Source organism: Rehaibacterium terrae (assembly GCF_014202935.1).
In the GTDB taxonomy this organism is placed as follows: Bacteria; Pseudomonadota; Gammaproteobacteria; order Xanthomonadales; family Xanthomonadaceae; genus Rehaibacterium; species Rehaibacterium terrae.
Genome location: NZ_JACHHX010000005.1, coordinates 144,571 through 158,220, shown reverse-complemented (window position 1 = coordinate 158,220; position 13,650 = coordinate 144,571). Strand labels below are relative to the sequence as shown.

Genomic DNA, 13,650 nt, shown 5'->3' with positions numbered 1-13,650 from the left:
CGATGGGCAGGCGGGCGGTACAGCTGGATCTGGGCGTCAGTTACGGACTCGACCGCGCCGGGCTGCCCGCGCCGCAGAGCTTCCGCAAATGGGCCGAAGCCGCGCTCAGCGGCCGTGTGCGCCGCGCCGATCTGGCCATCCGCCTGGTCGGCGAGCGCGAAGGCCGCGCACTCAACCGCCATTACCGTGGCAAGGACTACGCCACCAACGTGCTCAGTTTTCCGGCCGAGCTGCCCGACGGGGTGAGCCTGCCGATCCTCGGCGACATCGTGCTGTGCGCGCCGGTGGTGGCCCGCGAGGCCAGGGAGCACGGCAAACCGCTGGCCGCGCACTACGCCCACCTGACCGTGCACGGCGTGCTGCACCTGCTCGGCATGGATCACGACGACCCGCTCGAAGCCGAGGCAATGGAACAGCTCAAGCGCGAAATCCTCGCCGGGCTGGGCATCGCCGATCCCTATCTGTAACGGCTCGCCGCCCGCGGCCGGGCTGATGTCGACGGCAAGCCGCCACCCGTTCGCGGTAAACTGCCGGCCACCGCCCCTTTCGCGGGCGCCTGTCGAAGATCCATGTCCGAGGACCCCAGTAGTAGCCCGCCGGAGCGCCGCTCCTGGCTCGACCGCCTGAGCGCCGCCTTCTCCGGCGAACCCCGCAGCCGCGAGGACCTGCTCGAGATCCTCCGGGAAGCCCAGGCCAACGGCCTGCTCACCGCCGACACCCTGAAGATGCTGGAAGGCGCGCTGGCCGTGTCCGAACAGCAGGTCGGCGACGTGATGGTGCCACGTGCGCAGATGGTGTCCATTCCCGCCGATGCGCCGCTCTCCGAGGTGCTGCACATCGTGGTCGAGAGCGGCCACTCGCGTTTCCCCGTGCACGGCGAGGACCGCGACGAGATCCTGGGCATCCTGCTCGCCAAGGACCTGCTCAAGGGCCTGGCCGGCGCCAATCCGCCGACCTCGGTGCGCCCGCTGCTGCGGCCGGCGGTACTGATTCCCGAGTCCAAGCGACTGAACGTGCTGCTCAAGGAGTTCCGCCTCTCGCGCAATCACATGGCGATCGTGGTCGACGAATACGGCGGCGTCGCCGGCCTGGTCACCATCGAGGACGTGCTCGAGCAGATCGTCGGCGAGATCGACGACGAGCATGACGAGGCCGAAGGCGAGAACAGCCAGATCGTCGCCCAGACCGACGGCCAGTATGTGGTCGACGCGCTGACGCCGATCGCCGACTTCAACGAGCGCTTCGGTGCCGACTTCCCCGACGACGACTACGACACCGTCGGCGGGCTGGTGACCTCGGCCATCGGCCACCTGCCGGAAGCCGGCGAGGAGCTGACCCTGGGCCGATTCCATTTCCGCGTCGCACGCAGCGACCGCCGCCGCGTGCACAGCTTCGTCGTGAGCCTGCAGGACGATGACTGAGCGCGGCCGCGGCCTGGCCGCCTTGTTCCTGCTGTGGATGTTGCTCGTCGCCGGCGCGGCGGCGGCACCGCGCATCGGCCTGGTGACGATGGAGCCGGGCGAAGAGTACTGGTCGCGCTTCGGCCACAACGCCATCCTGGTCGACGAAGGCGACGGCAACGAGCCCACGCTCTACAACTACGGCTACTTCGACTTCGACGAGCCCGGCTTCCTGCTGCGCTTCCTCAAGGGCGACATGCGCTACCGGCTGGTGGCACTGCCGTTCTCGCAGGACCTGGCCTACTACGCCCGGGCCGGGCGCGGCGTCACGCTGCAGTGGCTGGCGATCGAGGACGCCGCCGCGCGCGACCTGGCCGACTTCCTGGCCTGGAATGCACGCCCCGAGAACGCCGTCTACCGCTACGACTACTTCACCGCCAATTGCTCGACCAAGGTGCGCGATGCGCTCGACGACGCGCTCGGCGGCCTGTTGCAGACGCAGCTCAGCGGTCGCTCGCGCGGGCTGACCTACCGCATGGAATCGCTGCGCCTGGGCATGCCGCTGCCGTGGATGGGCTTCGGAATGCACATCGGCCTCGGCCCCTACGCCGACCGGCCGCTGTCGCGCTGGGAGGAATCCTTCGTGCCGATGCGCCTGCGCGAGGCGGTGCGCGAGGTGCGCCTGCCGGACGGCCGCCCCCTGGTCACTGGCGAGGACACGCTGCTCGTGCACCGCCTGCCGCCGGCCTGGGACGAACCGCCGCAATGGCGCGCCCGCTACGCCCTGCTCGGGCTGACGCTCGCCATCGGTCTGCTCTGGCTGGGCCGGCGCACGCCGCGCGCGCTGGCCGGCATCGCCGCCGGCCTCTGGGCGCTGTGCGGCGTGACCGGTCTCGGCCTGCTGGCGCTGTGGCTGCTGACCGACCACGTCGCCGCCTGGGGGAACGAGAACCTGCTGCTGTTCAACCCGCTGTGCCTGGCCCTGTTGCCGGGCGCGCGGGCACTGTGGCGCGGGCGCGAGCCGGCGAGGAGCTTCCACCGGCTGCTGATGCTGGTGCTGCTCGGCGCCGGCCTGGCGTTGTTCCTGCGCTTCCTCCCGTTCCGGCTGCAGGACAATGCCGACTGGATCGCGCTGATGCTGCCGCTGCACGCCGCCCTCGCCTGGGCGCTGCGGCGCCGCGGCTGAGCTTGCCGGCTCCGGGCGGCACGGTGAAGATGCCGCCATGAGCGCAATCCAGGCAGCCGGCATCGTCAACTGCGTCGCCTATCCGGCCGATGGCAGCCGTCGCGAATTGCCGGTGGCGGGCATCGGCGAGTTCCTCGCCCGGGAGCGGGACGGCTTCGTCTGGGTCGGCCTGTACGAGCCGGACGAGCCGCTGCTGGCGCAGATCCAGGCGGAGTTCGGGCTGCACGAGCTGGCCGTCGAGGACGCCCACCATGCCCACCAGCGGCCCAAGATCGAGGCCTACGGCGACTCGCTGTTCATCGCCCTGCACACCGCGCAACTGGTCGACGGCAGCATCCGCTTCGGCGAAACCCATGTCTTCCTCGGCAAGCGCTACCTGGTGACCGTGCGCCACGGCGCCTCGCTCACCTACGCGCCGGCGCGCGCCCGTTGCGAGCAGCATCCCGAACTGTTGCGGCTGGGGCCAAGCTACGCGCTGTACGCGGTGCTCGACTACGTCGTCGACAACCTGCAGCCGATCGTGCGCGAGTTCCAGGACGAGCTGAACGAACTGGAGCAGGCGATCTTCGCCGAGACCTTCCGCCGCGAAACCATCCAGCGCCTGTACCGGCTCAAGTACGAGCTGACCAAGATGCGGCTGGCGGTGGCGCCGCTGCAGGACATCCTCGGCCAGCTCGTGCACCTGCACCCGACCCTGGTGCGCGAGGAGATGCGCCTGCATTTCCGCGACGTGTTCGATCACGCCCTGCGCGTCAACGAGGCCATCGACACCCTGCGCGAGATGGTGACCGCGGCAATGACGGTCAACCTCTCGCTGGTCACCGTCGGCCAGGGCGAGGTGGTCAAGCGCCTGGCCGGCTGGGCGGCGCTGGTGGCGGTACCGACGCTGATCGCGAGCTGGTACGGCATGAACTTCGAGCACATGCCCGAGCTGGCCGGCGACTACAGCTATTACGTCGTCACCGGCGTCACCGTGCTTTCGGCCGGCCTGCTCTACCGCCTGCTCAAACGGGCGCGCTGGCTGTAGGGGACGCGGGAAGGCGGCAAGAGCCAAAGCACGCACGCCGTGCGTGCCGTTGTTTTCCTTCGCTCACCCCGCCAGCGCCTGCAGCGCCAGGCCGACCAGGTAGGCGCAGTAGGTGCCGAGCACGTAGCCCAGCACTGCCAGCAGCACCCCCACCGGCGCCAGCGCCGGGTGGAAGGCGCTGGCGACCACCGGCGCCGAGGCGGCGCCGCCGATGTTGGCCTCCGAGCCGATGGCGAGGAAGAACAGCGGCGCGCGGATCAGTTTGGCCACGGCGAACATCAGCACGCCGTGGATCAGCAGCCAGACCGCCGCCAGCGCGAACAGGCCCGGCACGTCGCGCAGTGCGCCCAGATCCATGTGCATGCCGATGGTGGCGATCAGCACGTACAGCATCGCCGCGCCGACCTTAGAGGCGCCGGCACCCTCGTAGCGGCGGGCGCGGGTGAAGCTGAGCAGCAGGCCGAAGGTGGTCGCCAGCACCACCACCCAGAAGAAGCGCGAGGTCAGGCTGTAATCCGCCAGGTTCCATTCGGCGGGCAGCGTGGCGATGCCGGCGAGGATCAGGTCGGTCAGCGCATGCGCCAGCCCGGTCGCGCCGAGGGCGATGGCGAGGATCACCATCAGGTCGGGCAGGCTGGCGACCCGGGTATGCTCGGCCTGGTAGGCCTCGACCCGGCGCTTGAGCTCATCGATGGCGCGGGTATCGGCACCGGTCCAGCGGTCGAAGGCGGCCGCGCGCGGCGCCAGGAACAGGATCAGCGCCAGCCACAGGCTCGACACCAGGATGTCGACGGCAACGAACTGGCCGAACACGTTCATGTCGACCTCGAACACCTCGCGCATCGCCGCCTGGTTGGCGCCGCCGCCGATCCAGCTGCCGGCCACCGTGGTCAGCCCGCGCCAGACTTCGCCGGCCACCACCTCCGGCGCCAGCCCGCGCAGGACCAGGAACGCCAGCACCGCACCCAGCATCACCGAGGCGGTGCCGGTCAGGAACATGATCAGCGCCTTCGGCCCCAGCCGCAGGATCGCCCTGATGTCGACCGAGACGGTGAGCAGCACCAGTGCGCTCGGCAGCAGGTAGTCGCGCGCCATCGGGTACAGCCCGGAGGACTCGCCGTCGATCAGCCCGAAGGTGTTGTACAGCGCCGGGATGAAGTAGCACAGCAGCAGCCCCGGCACGATCGCGTAGAAGCGGCGCCAGAACGGTGTCGGACCGGTGCCGGTCCAGAACACCAGACCCAGGGTGACGGCCAGCAGGCCGAGAACGACGGCGTCGTTGGTGATCAAGGGCGTGGATGTCATGGCCGGGCACGCTAGCACGGACCGGCAGGCAAGGGGACGGGGCCATCGCCGACGGAGCGCGGAAGCCGCGATCGGGGCGGCGGCACCAAAGCCGGCCGCTCGCACTTGATCCAAGTCAACCGTCCCCCGACCCCGCGCCCCGAGAATTGCCGCGCAAAGCCATCCGGAGAAATGGGGACATGGCCTCCCAAGCGCTGCAACACGAGACTTACAACGACAAGGTGGTCCGCCAGTTCGCGGTGATGACCCTGGTCTGGGGCATCGTCGGCATGGCGGTCGGCGTGTTCATCGCCGCCCAGCTGTACTGGCCGGCGCTGAATTTCGACATTCCGTGGCTCAGCTACGGCCGCCTGAGGCCGCTGCATACCAATGCGGTGATCTTCGCCTTCGGCGGCTCGGCGCTGTTCGCCACCAGCCTGCATGTGGTGCAGCGCACCAGCCATGCCCGGCTGATCTCGGACAGGCTGGCGTCCTTCGTGTTCTGGGGCTGGCAGCTGGTGATCGTGCTGGCGGCGATCACGCTGCCGCTGGGCATCACCCAGAGCAAGGAGTACGCCGAGCTGGAGTGGCCGATCGACCTGCTGATCACGGCGGTCTGGGTGGCTTACGGCGTGCTGTTCTTCGGCACCATCGCCAAACGCCGGGTCAAGCACATCTACGTGGCCAACTGGTTCTTCGGCGCCTTCATCATCGCGGTGGCGATGCTGCACATCGTCAACAACCTGGCGCTGCCGGTGACGCTGACCAAGTCCTACCAGGTCTACACCGGCGCGGTCGATGCGATGGTGCAGTGGTGGTACGGGCACAACGCGGTGGGCTTCTTCCTGACCGCCGGTTTCCTCGGGATCATGTACTACTACGTGCCCAAGCAGGTCGGCCGCCCGATCTACTCCTACCGCCTGTCGATCGTGCACTTCTGGGCGCTGATCGCGATCTACATGTGGGCCGGCCCGCACCACCTGCAGTACACCGCGCTGCCGGACTGGGCGCAGTCGCTCGGCATGGTGTTCTCGCTGATCCTCCTGGCGCCGAGCTGGGGCGGCATGATCAACGGCATGATGACCCTCTCGGGTGCATGGCACAAACTGCGCACCGATCCGATCATCAAGTTCCTGATCGTCTCGCTGAGCTTCTACGGCATGTCGACCTTCGAGGGGCCGATGATGTCGATCAAGACGGTCAACTCGCTCAGCCACTACACCGACTGGACCATCGGCCACGTGCACTCCGGCGCGCTCGGCTGGGTGGCGATGATCAGCATCGGCGCGCTGTACATGATCTACCCGCGCGTGCTCGGGCTGAAGGAGATGTACAGCACCAGGCTGATCGACATCCACTTCTGGGTGCACACCATCGGCGTGGTCTTCTACATCGCCTCGATGTGGATCGCCGGCGTGATGCAGGGCCTGATGTGGCGCGCCACCAACGCCGACGGGACGCTGACCTACACCTTCGTCGAGTCGCTGGTCGCCACCTATCCCTACTACCTGGTGCGCTTCCTTGGTGGCGTGCTGGTGCTCGGCGGCATGTGCGTGATGGCCTGGAACGTCTGGAAGACCTTCCAGATGGCGCGGGACACCGCCGACTCCCCGCTGGTCGAGCCGGTCGCCGACGCGGCCCATGCCTGAGGAGGACACGGACATGAGTCACGAGAAGATCGAGAAGAATGTCGGCCTGATGGCCATCCTGATCGCGGTGGTGATCTCCTTCGGCGGCCTCGCCGAGATCGTGCCGCTGATGTACCAGGCCGAGGCGGTCAAGCCGTTGCCGGGCGTCAAGCCCTACCCGCCGCTGGAACTGGCCGGACGCGACGTGTACGTGCGCGAGGGCTGCTACAACTGCCACTCGCAGATGATCCGCACCCTGCGCTTCGAGACCGAGCGCTACGGCCACTATTCGCTGGCCGGCGAATCGGTCTACGACCGGCCGTTCCAGTGGGGCTCCAAGCGCACCGGCCCGGATCTGGCCCGTGTCGGCGGCCGCTATTCGGACGACTGGCACCGGGTGCACCTGATCAACCCGCGAGACGTGGTGCCCGAGTCGAACATGCCCGGCTACCCGTGGCTTGAGCGGCGCCAGATCGATGCCGGCGAGGTCGTCGCCAGGATGCGCGTCCTTCGCCGCCTCGGCGACCCCTACACCGACGAGGACATCGATGGCGCGGCGGCCGCCGTGGCCGGCAAGACCGAGATGGACGCACTGATCGCCTACCTGCAGAGCCTGGGCAGGCACGGCCCGCGGACACAGTGAGGAACACGCCATGAACACCGGCATCGTCAATGGGCTGATCACCGCCGTCCTGCTCGCCGCCTTCATCGGCGGCTGGATCTGGGCCTGGAGCAGCAAGCGCAAACCCGATTTCGAGGCGGCCTCCAGGCTGCCCCTTGAAGAAGAAACCAAGGAGTGACCATGAGCGCCTTCTGGTCCTGGTTCATCATCGTCCTGGTCGTAGTCAACATCGCCGGCTGCGTCTGGCTGCTGTGGCTGACCTCCAAGCGCCGCAAGGGCGAGCAACCCGAAGACACCACCGGCCATGTCTGGGACGGCGATCTGCGCGAATACAACAAGCCGCTGCCGAAGTGGTGGATCAACCTGTTCTACCTGACCATCGTCTTCAGCATCGGTTACCTGATCTGGTACCCGGGCCTGGGCAACTTCGCCGGCACCAGCGGCTGGACCTCGGCCGGCGAGCACGACGCCCACGTCGCCGCCGCACAGGAGAAGCTCGCCCCGCTGTTCGCCCGCTTCGAGGGCCGCCCGATCGACGAAATCGCACGCGATCCGGAAGCGATCCGGCTCGGCCAGAGCATCTACGGCAACTTCTGCGCCACCTGCCACGGTTCGGACGCACGCGGCGCCAAGGGCTTCCCGAACCTGGTCGACGGCAACTGGCAGTGGGGCGGCGAGCCGGAAACGATCCTGCAGACCATCCTGCACGGCCGCCAGGCGGTGATGCCGCCGTTCGCCGCCGTGCTCGGCAGCGAGCAGGCAGTCACCGAAGTGGCGGTGTATGTGCAGTCGCTGAGCGGCCAGCGCGTCGATCCGGCGCTGGCCAGCGCCGGCAAGCCGCGCTTCGAGATGGTCTGCGCGGCCTGCCACGGTGTCGAAGGCAAGGGCAACCCAATGCTGGGAGCGCCTGACCTGACCGACAACGTCTGGCTGTACGGCGGCGACTTCGACAGCATCCGCACCGCCATCGTCAACGGCCGCAATGGCCAGATGCCGGCGCACAAGGACATTCTGGGCGAGACCCGCGCCCGTCTGGTCGCCGCCTGGGTGTACGCGCGCAACCAGCCGGCCGAGGCGGGCGCGGCGCAATGAGCCCGCGCGGCGCCGGTTTCGATCACCCACCCCGGCCGCTCGCGCAGCGGCTCGGGGCGATCCTGTGGCCGAGCTTCTTCGCCGCCGGCGTGGCGACGACGGTGTTCTTCGCCTTCGTCGACCCGCTGGCGCTGCGCGACCTGACCTTCCCCGACCTGGAGATCAGCCGCGGCGCCGGCTACACGATCGGCTTCTTCATGTTCTGGCTGTGCACGGTCTCGTCCTCGACCTTCACCTGGATCCTGCTGCGGCCGGCCAGCCGCTACAACCGGCCGCTGCCGCCGGAGCGGGAGTGAGCGACGCATCGATGTCCGCCTGCTGCGCCAACGCTGCTTCCACGCCGCAAGGGTTGGGATGGGGGTGGTGTTGCTCTTCACTTGAAGGTATTCGCGATCTGGCCGGCCCTTCGGGCCGGCTGTTCCGTCCGCCTGCCGGCGGCCGGGTTACTTTTCTTTGCTTGCCCAAAGAAAAGGTAACCAAAAGAAAGGGCACCCCGGATCGGCGCCCTTTGGGCTTCCTGCCCAAAGGGTGCGCGGTCGCGCTGCGGGCGTTTGCGACGGCACATCCTGTGCCGGCGCAAACGTCGCCGGCATCCCTGCCGGCGATCCTTCGGACTTTTCCTCCGCGCGCCCGCCGCCGCTCAGGGGCCCCGGAAGAGCGGGCGGGCTCCTGCCCGCCTGAAAGCAATCTCCGCGAATGCTCGCGGGCATACGACGCATGAGCAAGCGAATTCCCCTGCAGCAGGTGGACGACTCGGGCTCGATGTACGTCTCCGAGGCGAAGATCCACCCACGCGAGGTCAACGGCCGTTTCACCCGCCTGCGCACCGCGGCGGTGTGGTGGCTACTGGGCATGTACTACCTGTTCCCGTGGCTGACCTGGGACGGGCGGCAGGCCGTGCTGTTCGACCTGCCGGCGCGCAAGTTCTACCTCTTCGGGCTCAACTTCTGGCCGCAGGATTTCTTCTTCCTGGCCCTGCTGCTGATCATGGCGGGGCTGAGCCTGTTCTTCTTCACCGCCCTCGCCGGCCGCCTGTGGTGCGGCTACGCCTGCCCGCAGACCGTGTGGACGGAAGTGTTCGTCTGGATCGAGCGTTTCTTCGAGGGTGACCGCCACAAACGCATCAAGCTCGACGCCTCGCCGTGGCACCGCGAAAAAATCCTGCGCCGCGGCGGCAAGCATGTCGCCTGGGTGCTGTTCGCGTTGTGGACCGGCTTCACCTTCGTCGGCTTCTTCACCCCCATCCGTGATCTCGGTGCACGCCTGTACCCGTTCGAGTGGGGCGGCTGGGAAACCTTCTGGGTGCTGTTCTACGCCCTGGCCACCTGGGGCAACGCCGGCTTCCTGCGCGAGCAGGTCTGCAAGTACATGTGCCCCTACGCGCGCTTCCAGAGCGCGATGTTCGACCGCAACACGCTGCTGATCGCCTACGACGAGCGCCGCGGCGAGCCACGTGGCGCACGCAAGCGCGGCAGTCTGGCGAGCGTGCTGGAGCGTGCGCGCGGGCTGCTGCCGCCAGCCGCGGCGCGGGCGGCGCAGGTCCATGCCGCCCATGAGGAAATGGAACGCGGTGGCGCGCGCATCACGACCGGCCTGATCGATTTGCCCGAGGACCAGCGGCCGACCGTCAACAGCCCCGAGGATCTCGGCGACTGCATCGACTGCACGCTCTGCGTGCAGGTCTGCCCGACCGGCATCGACATCCGCAACGGCCTGCAGTACGAGTGCATCGCCTGCGGTGCCTGCATCGATGCCTGCGACGGGGTGATGGACAGGCTTTCCTACCCGCGCGGGCTGATCCGCTACACCACCCAGAACGCCGTCGATGGCAAGCCCAGCCGGATCCTGCGTCCGCGGGTGGTGATCTATGGCGTACTTCTGCTCGCGCTCTTCACTGGCTGGACCTGGGGCGTGCTCAATCGTGCGCCGCTGCAGGTGGACGTGTTGCGCGACCGCAACGCGCTGTACCGCACCGCCGCCGACGGCGCGGTGGAGAACGCCTACACCCTGCGCATCATCAACAAGCAGCCGCGCGCGCACACCTACCGAATCGCCGTCGAGGGCGAGGGGGCGATCACCCTGGTCGGCGCGCCGATCGAAATCCACGCCGCCGCCGAGGAGGTGCTGACCGTGCCGGTCACCCTGCGCGGCGAGCCGAGCCGGGTCGCCGGCCGCCACGACGTGCGCATCGTGGTCGAAAGCCTCGACGACCCCGCGGTGCGCAGCACCCATGACACCCGCTTCTTCGGACCGATGTGAGCCATGAACGCAACCGTTTCCCGTCCCTGGTACCGTGAGCCGATGGTCTGGCTGATGCTCGCCTTTCCGCTGTCGGCCGTGATCGCCGGGCTGTCCACCGTCGCCATCGCCGTGCGCGCCGGCGGCGCCGATGCCGTCCCCGAATCGGTGCGCCGCACCGCGCAGGTGCAGATCGCCGACCTGGCCGCCGACCAGCGCGCGCTCGAGCTCGGCCTCAGCGCCCGGCTCGATCTCGACGCCGACACCGGCGCGGTGCGCGTGACGCTGGAGGGCGATGCCGGCATTCCGGCGCGCCTGCACCTGAGCGCCGTGCACCCGACGGCCGCCGCGGCCGACGAAGCGCTGCCGCTGCTGCGACAGGACGACGCATTCCTCGGCCGCTTCACCGCCGACCGTAGCCACGACTGGAAGCTGGTGCTGACGCCCGAAAGCGGCGACTGGCGGCTGATCGCGCGCCTGCCGGCCGGCGCCACCCGGGCACGCCTGCACCCGGCTCTGACGGACTGAGCCGATGGCGCGCGAAGGCGGCTGCTTCCACTGCGGCGAGCCGCTGCCCGCCGACGCGCCGACGGTCACGCTCGACGGCGCGCCGCGCGCGGTCTGCTGCCATGGCTGCGGCACCGCCGCCGCGTGGATACGCGACGCCGGCCTCGACGACTACTACCGCCTGCGACAGGCCGACGGGCGCCGCGTCGACGCCGAGGCCGACGACTTCGCCGCCTGGGATCGCGCCGACATCCTCGCCGAACACAGCCGCGAGGCGATCGGCGGACGCGAGATCACCGTGCTGGTCGAAGGCATGCGCTGCGCCGCCTGCGCCTGGCTGATCGACCGCGCCCTGCGCCGTGTGGACGGCGTGCGCGACGTGCAGGCCAATGCGGTCACCGGTCGCCTGATCGTCGCCTGGGACCCCGACACCACGCCGCTCTCGCGCGTGCTGCAGGCACTGGCGCGGCTCGGCTACCGCCCGCACCTGGCACCCGGCGAGGCGCTGGAGCGCGAGCGCCGCCGCGAACGGCGCACCCTGCTGATCCGGCTGGGCGTCGCCGGGTTGGGCATGCTGCAGGCGATGATGTTCGCCGAGGCGCTGTATCTGGATTTCGACAACCAGATGCCGGCGGCCACGCGCGACTTCTTCCGCTGGATCGCGTTCCTGCTGGCCACGCCGGTGGTGTTCTACTCGGGCTGGCCGTTCCTTGCCGGCATGGCGCGCGAGCTGCGCCTGCGCCGGCTCGGCATGGACACGCTGGTGGCGACCTCGGTGCTGCTGGCCTACCTCGCCAGCCTCATCGAAACGCTGCGCGGCGGTCCGCACGTCTGGATCGACGCGGCAGTGATGTTCGTGTTCCTGTTGCTGGCCGCGCGCGCCATCGAGGCGCTCGCCCGGCAGCGTGCCAATGCCGCGGTCGACACACTGGCGCGCGCCCGGCCGGCACTGGCCTGGCGGATCGGCGACGACGGCCGCCGCGAGCAGGTGCCGCTGGCCGCGCTGACCGCCGGCGACACCGTCCGGGTCGGCGTCGGCGAGCAAGTACCCACCGACGGCGTGTTGTGCGACGACGGCGAATTCGACGAATCCCTGCTTACCGGCGAATCGCGTCCGGTCGCCAAGCGCGCCGGCGAGCCGGTCTATGCCGGCAGCACCTGCCGCAACGCGCCGGTGCGGATGCGCGTGACCCGCACCGGCCAGGACACCCGCCTGTCGCATCTGGTGCGGCTGGTCGAGCAGGCGCAGGCGCAGCGCCCCAGGCTGGCGCAGGCCGCCGACGCGCTGGCCTCGCGCTTCGTCGTGTCGCTGTTCGCCACCGCCGCGGTCGTGTTCGCGGTGTGGTGGCATCTCGCCCCCGAGCGTGCCTTCGAGGTGATGCTGGCGGTGCTGGTGATCAGCTGCCCCTGCGCACTGTCGCTGGCGATCCCGACCGCGCTCGGCGTCTCGCACGGTGCGCTGGCGCGGATCGGCGTGCTCGCGCTGCGGCCGGACGCCCTCGACACGCTGGCCCGTGCCGACACGCTGGTGCTGGACAAGACCGGCACGCTCACCGAAGGACGCCCCAGCCTGCGCCACGTCGAGACCTTCGCCGGCATGGATGCTGCACAGGCACGCCGCATCGCCGCCGCGCTGGAACGCGATGCCGGCCATCCGCTCGCGCGCGCCTTCGCCGGCGAGGCCGCCCCGGTGGCCGACGAAGTCCGGGCCGCGCCCGGCCAAGGCATCCAGGGACTTGTCGACGGCCGGTGCTACCGTCTCGGTCGCGCCGATTTCGCCGCCAGCCGCTTCGACGACGGCATGATCTGGCTCGGCGACGGCACGCATGCGCTGGCACGCTTCGTGATCGAGGACCGGCCGCGCGCCGATGCCGTCGAGGCGGTGGCGGCGCTGAAGTCGCTCGGCCTGTCGCCAACGGTGCTCAGCGGCGACGGCGTGATCGCGGTCGGCCTGCTGGCCGGTGCGCTCGGCATCCCGCAGCACCATGCCCGGCTGTCGCCCGAGGACAAGCTCGCCTTCGTGCGCAGCCTGCAGGCCGACGGCCATGTGGTGGCCATGGTCGGCGACGGCATCAATGATGCCCCGGTGCTGGCCGGCGCCGACGTCTCGCTGGCGATGGCCGGCGGCGCGCCGCTGGCGCACCGCAGCGCCGACCTGGTGCTGACCGGCGAGTCGCTGCTGCGCCTGCCGCAGACCGTCGCGCTGGCGCGGCGCACGCGCGCGGTGATCCGCCAGAACCTGGCCTGGGCGCTGGCCTACAACATCATCGCCCTGCCCTTCGCCGCGCTCGGCTGGGTGACGCCGTGGCTGGCGGCGCTGGGCATGGCCGGTTCCTCGCTGCTGGTCACCGCCAACGCGCTGCGGCTGGCACGGCTGCCGTTCCCGGCCCGCCCAGAGGCGGGGACAGCAGAGGCGCGTGCCACCGCGGCCGCCGGCGATGCGATGATGGCGCCATGACCATTCTGCTCGTACTCGTCCCGATCAGCCTGCTCCTGCTGGGGGCGGCGGTCTGGGCCTTCATCTGGGCGGTTCGCCGCGGCCAGTTCGACGATCTGGAGACGCCGGGGCTGGACATCCTGGCGGAAGAGCGGGACGAAGGGCGCCAGACGGGAAAGCGGAAGTGAGGGAGCAGGGCGTGCCACCGACCCTGCACGCAAGCGGATCC

The 13,650-nt window shown here is 69.6% G+C and carries 14 protein-coding genes; 13 read left to right on the top strand and 1 reads right to left on the bottom strand.

The window, feature by feature from the left end; translation table 11 throughout:
• Positions 1 to 2: 2 nt before the first annotated feature.
• The 4 genes from ybeY (at position 3) to HNQ58_RS05175 (ending at position 3,613) form a co-directional block, all read left to right on the top strand.
• The gene (gene ybeY, locus HNQ58_RS05190) at positions 3 to 467 is read left to right on the top strand and encodes an rRNA maturation RNase YbeY (protein ID WP_183947729.1); all 465 of its coding nucleotides are present in this window, start codon (positions 3 to 5) and stop codon (positions 465 to 467) included.
• Between the two features lie 102 nt (positions 468 to 569).
• Entirely contained in the window at positions 570 to 1,421 is an 852-nt protein-coding gene (locus HNQ58_RS05185) for a CorC family transporter (RefSeq protein ID WP_183947728.1), read from the top strand.
• Positions 1,414 to 2,586, top strand: a complete 1,173-nt coding sequence (locus HNQ58_RS05180; protein ID WP_183947727.1) for a lipoprotein N-acyltransferase Lnb domain-containing protein — start codon at positions 1,414 to 1,416, stop codon at positions 2,584 to 2,586. The genes HNQ58_RS05185 and HNQ58_RS05180 overlap by 8 nt, the downstream gene beginning before the upstream one ends.
• Positions 2,587 to 2,623: 37 nt before the next feature.
• Positions 2,624 to 3,613 carry a magnesium and cobalt transport protein CorA gene (locus tag HNQ58_RS05175; protein ID WP_183947726.1) on the top strand — a complete coding sequence of 330 codons (990 nt, stop codon included), beginning with the start codon at positions 2,624 to 2,626 and terminating at the stop codon, positions 3,611 to 3,613.
• A 63-nt stretch (positions 3,614 to 3,676) separates the two neighbouring features.
• Here HNQ58_RS05175 and HNQ58_RS05170 read toward each other — a convergent pair whose 3' ends face one another.
• Positions 3,677 to 4,918, bottom strand: coding sequence for a DUF819 family protein (locus HNQ58_RS05170; protein ID WP_183947725.1), 1,242 nt, complete (start codon positions 4,916 to 4,918; stop codon positions 3,677 to 3,679).
• Positions 4,919 to 5,097: 179 nt separating this feature from the next.
• Here HNQ58_RS05170 and ccoN point away from each other — a divergent pair, with 179 nt between their 5' ends.
• The 9 genes from ccoN to ccoS all read left to right on the top strand — a co-directional run bounded on the left by ccoN (position 5,098) and on the right by ccoS (position 13,609).
• A complete protein-coding gene (gene ccoN / locus HNQ58_RS05165) occupies positions 5,098 to 6,546 on the top strand; it encodes a cytochrome-c oxidase, cbb3-type subunit I (RefSeq protein WP_183947724.1) in 1,449 nt (482 codons plus the stop codon).
• Between the two features lie 13 nt (positions 6,547 to 6,559).
• On the top strand, positions 6,560 to 7,168 hold the full coding sequence (gene ccoO, locus HNQ58_RS05160; RefSeq protein ID WP_183947723.1) for a cytochrome-c oxidase, cbb3-type subunit II: 609 nt from the start codon (positions 6,560 to 6,562) through the stop codon (positions 7,166 to 7,168).
• A 10-nt stretch (positions 7,169 to 7,178) separates the two neighbouring features.
• On the top strand, positions 7,179 to 7,325 hold the full coding sequence (locus HNQ58_RS05155; protein WP_221301152.1) for a cbb3-type cytochrome oxidase subunit 3: 147 nt from the start codon (positions 7,179 to 7,181) through the stop codon (positions 7,323 to 7,325).
• 2 nt (positions 7,326 to 7,327) lie between these two features.
• Positions 7,328 to 8,239 carry a cytochrome-c oxidase, cbb3-type subunit III gene (gene ccoP / locus HNQ58_RS05150; protein WP_183947722.1) on the top strand — a complete coding sequence of 304 codons (912 nt, stop codon included), beginning with the start codon at positions 7,328 to 7,330 and terminating at the stop codon, positions 8,237 to 8,239.
• Positions 8,236 to 8,535 (top strand): hypothetical protein, encoded by a 300-nt coding sequence (locus HNQ58_RS05145; RefSeq protein WP_183947721.1) that lies wholly within the window; start codon positions 8,236 to 8,238, stop codon positions 8,533 to 8,535. Before ccoP ends, HNQ58_RS05145 begins: the two co-directional genes overlap by 4 nt.
• Before the next feature lie 421 nt (positions 8,536 to 8,956).
• Entirely contained in the window at positions 8,957 to 10,498 is a 1,542-nt protein-coding gene (locus tag HNQ58_RS05140) for a 4Fe-4S dicluster domain-containing protein (protein WP_183947720.1), read from the top strand.
• A 3-nt stretch (positions 10,499 to 10,501) separates the two neighbouring features.
• Positions 10,502 to 11,005: a FixH family protein gene (locus HNQ58_RS05135; protein ID WP_183947719.1), complete on the top strand. Its 504-nt coding sequence runs from the start codon at positions 10,502 to 10,504 to the stop codon at positions 11,003 to 11,005.
• Between the two features lie 4 nt (positions 11,006 to 11,009).
• Positions 11,010 to 13,442 (top strand): heavy metal translocating P-type ATPase, encoded by a 2,433-nt coding sequence (locus HNQ58_RS05130; RefSeq protein WP_183947718.1) that lies wholly within the window; start codon positions 11,010 to 11,012, stop codon positions 13,440 to 13,442.
• A complete protein-coding gene (ccoS, locus tag HNQ58_RS05125; protein ID WP_183947717.1) occupies positions 13,439 to 13,609 on the top strand; it encodes a cbb3-type cytochrome oxidase assembly protein CcoS in 171 nt (56 codons plus the stop codon). Before HNQ58_RS05130 ends, ccoS begins: the two co-directional genes overlap by 4 nt.
• Positions 13,610 to 13,650: the final 41 nt, after the last annotated feature.

Coding starts and splice junctions, on each gene's coding strand:
- ybeY (WP_183947729.1), top strand. CDS start 3: ATGGGCAGGCGGGCGGTACAGCTGGATCTGGGCGTCAGTTACGGACTC.
- HNQ58_RS05175 (WP_183947726.1), top strand. CDS start 2,624: ATGAGCGCAATCCAGGCAGCCGGCATCGTCAACTGCGTCGCCTATCCG.
- HNQ58_RS05170 (WP_183947725.1), bottom strand. CDS start 4,918: ATGACATCCACGCCCTTGATCACCAACGACGCCGTCGTTCTCGGCCTG.
- HNQ58_RS05140 (WP_183947720.1), top strand. CDS start 8,957: ATGAGCAAGCGAATTCCCCTGCAGCAGGTGGACGACTCGGGCTCGATG.
- HNQ58_RS05155 (WP_221301152.1), top strand. CDS start 7,179: ATGAACACCGGCATCGTCAATGGGCTGATCACCGCCGTCCTGCTCGCC.
- HNQ58_RS05130 (WP_183947718.1), top strand. CDS start 11,010: ATGGCGCGCGAAGGCGGCTGCTTCCACTGCGGCGAGCCGCTGCCCGCC.
- ccoN (WP_183947724.1), top strand. CDS start 5,098: ATGGCCTCCCAAGCGCTGCAACACGAGACTTACAACGACAAGGTGGTC.
- HNQ58_RS05185 (WP_183947728.1), top strand. CDS start 570: ATGTCCGAGGACCCCAGTAGTAGCCCGCCGGAGCGCCGCTCCTGGCTC.
- ccoS (WP_183947717.1), top strand. CDS start 13,439: ATGACCATTCTGCTCGTACTCGTCCCGATCAGCCTGCTCCTGCTGGGG.
- HNQ58_RS05145 (WP_183947721.1), top strand. CDS start 8,236: ATGAGCCCGCGCGGCGCCGGTTTCGATCACCCACCCCGGCCGCTCGCG.
- ccoO (WP_183947723.1), top strand. CDS start 6,560: ATGAGTCACGAGAAGATCGAGAAGAATGTCGGCCTGATGGCCATCCTG.
- HNQ58_RS05180 (WP_183947727.1), top strand. CDS start 1,414: ATGACTGAGCGCGGCCGCGGCCTGGCCGCCTTGTTCCTGCTGTGGATG.
- ccoP (WP_183947722.1), top strand. CDS start 7,328: ATGAGCGCCTTCTGGTCCTGGTTCATCATCGTCCTGGTCGTAGTCAAC.
- HNQ58_RS05135 (WP_183947719.1), top strand. CDS start 10,502: ATGAACGCAACCGTTTCCCGTCCCTGGTACCGTGAGCCGATGGTCTGG.